This is a genomic window from bacterium (genome assembly GCA_026398675.1).
Lineage (GTDB): Bacteria > RBG-13-66-14 > RBG-13-66-14 > RBG-13-66-14 > RBG-13-66-14 > RBG-13-66-14.
In genome coordinates, this window is the sequence record JAPLSK010000004.1 from 1 (window position 1) to 2114 (window position 2114).

The following is a 2114-nucleotide window of genomic DNA, read 5'->3' on the forward strand; positions in this document are numbered from 1 at the left end:
CGAGCAGCTCCGGTGGAAAACCGCTCTCTGCGGCCAGAGCGTTGATCCGGTCACGATCCATCGTCTTCACCGGGTCCGTTTCGCTGCAGATGCTCGGGAACAACGAGGTTCCAATCCCGGGCCATAACGCCTCCACGCTGACCGGGAACCAGGTAGACCCGAGTCCGAGGCCGGTTCTTCTTGAAGCCCCTCAGGATCGAGTCGTCCAGGAAGAGGCTCTAGAGCCGCCTCTCGAGGTACCATCCCGCGGCCGCCCAGAGCCGCCGGTTGTCATAGGCGCGCAGGATCTCCCTCAGGGCTTCCGGCTTCAGCGTGGCGAAGCCGTCCATCGACCCCACCAGTTCATCGAGGCCGCCGACCAGGCTGAGTTCTCGGAATCCGTCCACGAGCGTTCTCTCGGGCGTCGTGACCCGGAGGGTCCGCCCTCCACGGGAGACCGCGGCCGTCCAGAGGGCGCTGGCCTTCCGCCGTGAAGAGACCCACCGGGCCCCGGGCCGCACGGCCGGCGGGTGCGAAAGGAACCTGATCGTGCTCCGGCCCAGGGTCACGGGCGAGCGCCGACGGGCGGTGCAGACAGTGCATGTCCACCAGACAGAGTGCCCCTGCCCCAGTAGATCGAGGGCGGAGTGATAGGCAAAGACCGCATCCGGCCGGATCGCGGCTGCAGCCAGGAAGACGTCCGGTTGGAAGGTCTCCGGATCCGCCCCAACGGGCACGGTGGCGTAGACGCCGTTTGCCAGGCGCTTCAGCCGCCCTTGCCGGAGGTAGTAGCGCACGCGGTACTCCGCGAGGTTCTTCTCGCCTCCGAGGTGTCGGGCGAACTCCTCGACGGTGAAGACGCGGTTCAGCTCCATGAACTCGGTGGTTCGCTGGCCGTTCCGTTGCTGTTCAGCGCGATTTCTCATAGGGTTTTTATCGGTTTCCATGTCCGACAGCAACACACCGGATAGGTGAGTTCTGTCATCCTCAGGCCGAGCCGTCGGATCGTTTCTGTTGAGCGCATAAAGCGATAAGAAACTTATCACTTATTTGCCTGAACAGCAACAATCTGCTGGCGGAGACGGGGGCGGCCAACTCAGGAGTGGCTCGTCGATCGCCCGGCCAGTTGCCAGACCTACAGTGGAAGATCGCTTCTTTTTACTTGCATAAGTTAGCGAAAGGCGCTAGTTTGTGCTAGCGATTTACGAATCGCTCGAGTGGGGAGGACTGACCAGAATGCCGTCGAAGCCTGCCATGTCGACCTGGGTAGAGCAACTTCAAGCGATCGGCTGTTACACCTTTACGCGCGCCCGGGCGGAATCCGAAACCGAGCGCTCCTTCATTGCCACCCAAACCGCACTACGAAGGCTGAAGGAGCAAGGGCGAATCGTCTCCCCCAAGCGCGGATTCTACGTCGTTGTTCCTCCGGAGTATCGAGCGGCTGGCTCGCCACCGGCGAGCTGGTTCATCGACGAGCTCATGCGCTACCTAGATCAGCCCTACTACGTCGGGCTCCTCAGCGCCGCGGGGATCCATGGTGCTTCCCATCAGCAACCCATGGTGTTTCAGGTAGTGACCAGCAAGCCGACGCGTGAGATGAGTACCGGTAGGGTCGTCATCCGGTTCTGGATGAACGGTAGAGTTAAGCAAATGCCGGTGACGGAGAAGCAAACCGAGACAGGGACCATGCGAGTCGCTACCCCCGAAACCACCGCGTTCGACCTGGTCCGTTACCAGGCAGGGGCAGGGCACTTGAGCAACGCGGCAACCGTCCTCGCCGAGTTGGCTGAACGGATGGACGCTCGGGCACTCGTCAGCCTCGCCCACCTTGTGAGGCTGCCGGATGTCCAGCGCCTCGGGTACTTGCTTGATGCGGTCGGCCAAGGTGACCTCGCCGGCCCTTTGGCGAAGTGGCTCGAGGCACGGAAACCGCGCGCCATCCGGCTCCGTTCCGGAGAGCCGGCAGAGGTCGAGATCAACAGGCGATGGCACGTCCTGCCAAATGCTGAGCTGGAGATCGACTCTTGATTCCGCGCGCGAACATCACCGCATGGCGTGCCCACGCTCCCTGGCCGTCCAACGAGCAAGTCGAGCAGGATCTGGTGCTCTCCCGCGCGCTGGTCACCATGTTCACG

General features: G+C 62.8%; 3 protein-coding genes. 2 read left to right on the plus strand and 1 reads right to left on the minus strand.

Features of this window, described 5'->3' with window-relative positions; translation table 11 throughout:
• Nucleotides 1-218: 218 nt before the first annotated feature.
• A complete protein-coding gene (locus NTW26_00035; GenBank protein MCX7020661.1) occupies nt 219-905 on the minus strand; it encodes a hypothetical protein in 687 nt (228 codons plus the stop codon).
• A 265-nt stretch (nt 906-1170) separates the two neighbouring features.
• On the opposite strand from NTW26_00035, the gene NTW26_00040 reads away from it, so the two are divergent.
• Together NTW26_00040 and NTW26_00045 are read left to right on the plus strand one after the other, a co-directional pair.
• Entirely contained in the window at nt 1171-2007 is an 837-nt protein-coding gene (locus NTW26_00040) for a type IV toxin-antitoxin system AbiEi family antitoxin (protein ID MCX7020662.1), read from the plus strand.
• Nucleotides 2004-2114 (plus strand): nucleotidyl transferase AbiEii/AbiGii toxin family protein (locus NTW26_00045; GenBank protein ID MCX7020663.1); only part of this gene is annotated, 111 nt, incomplete at its 3' end. The genes NTW26_00040 and NTW26_00045, both read left to right, overlap by 4 nt.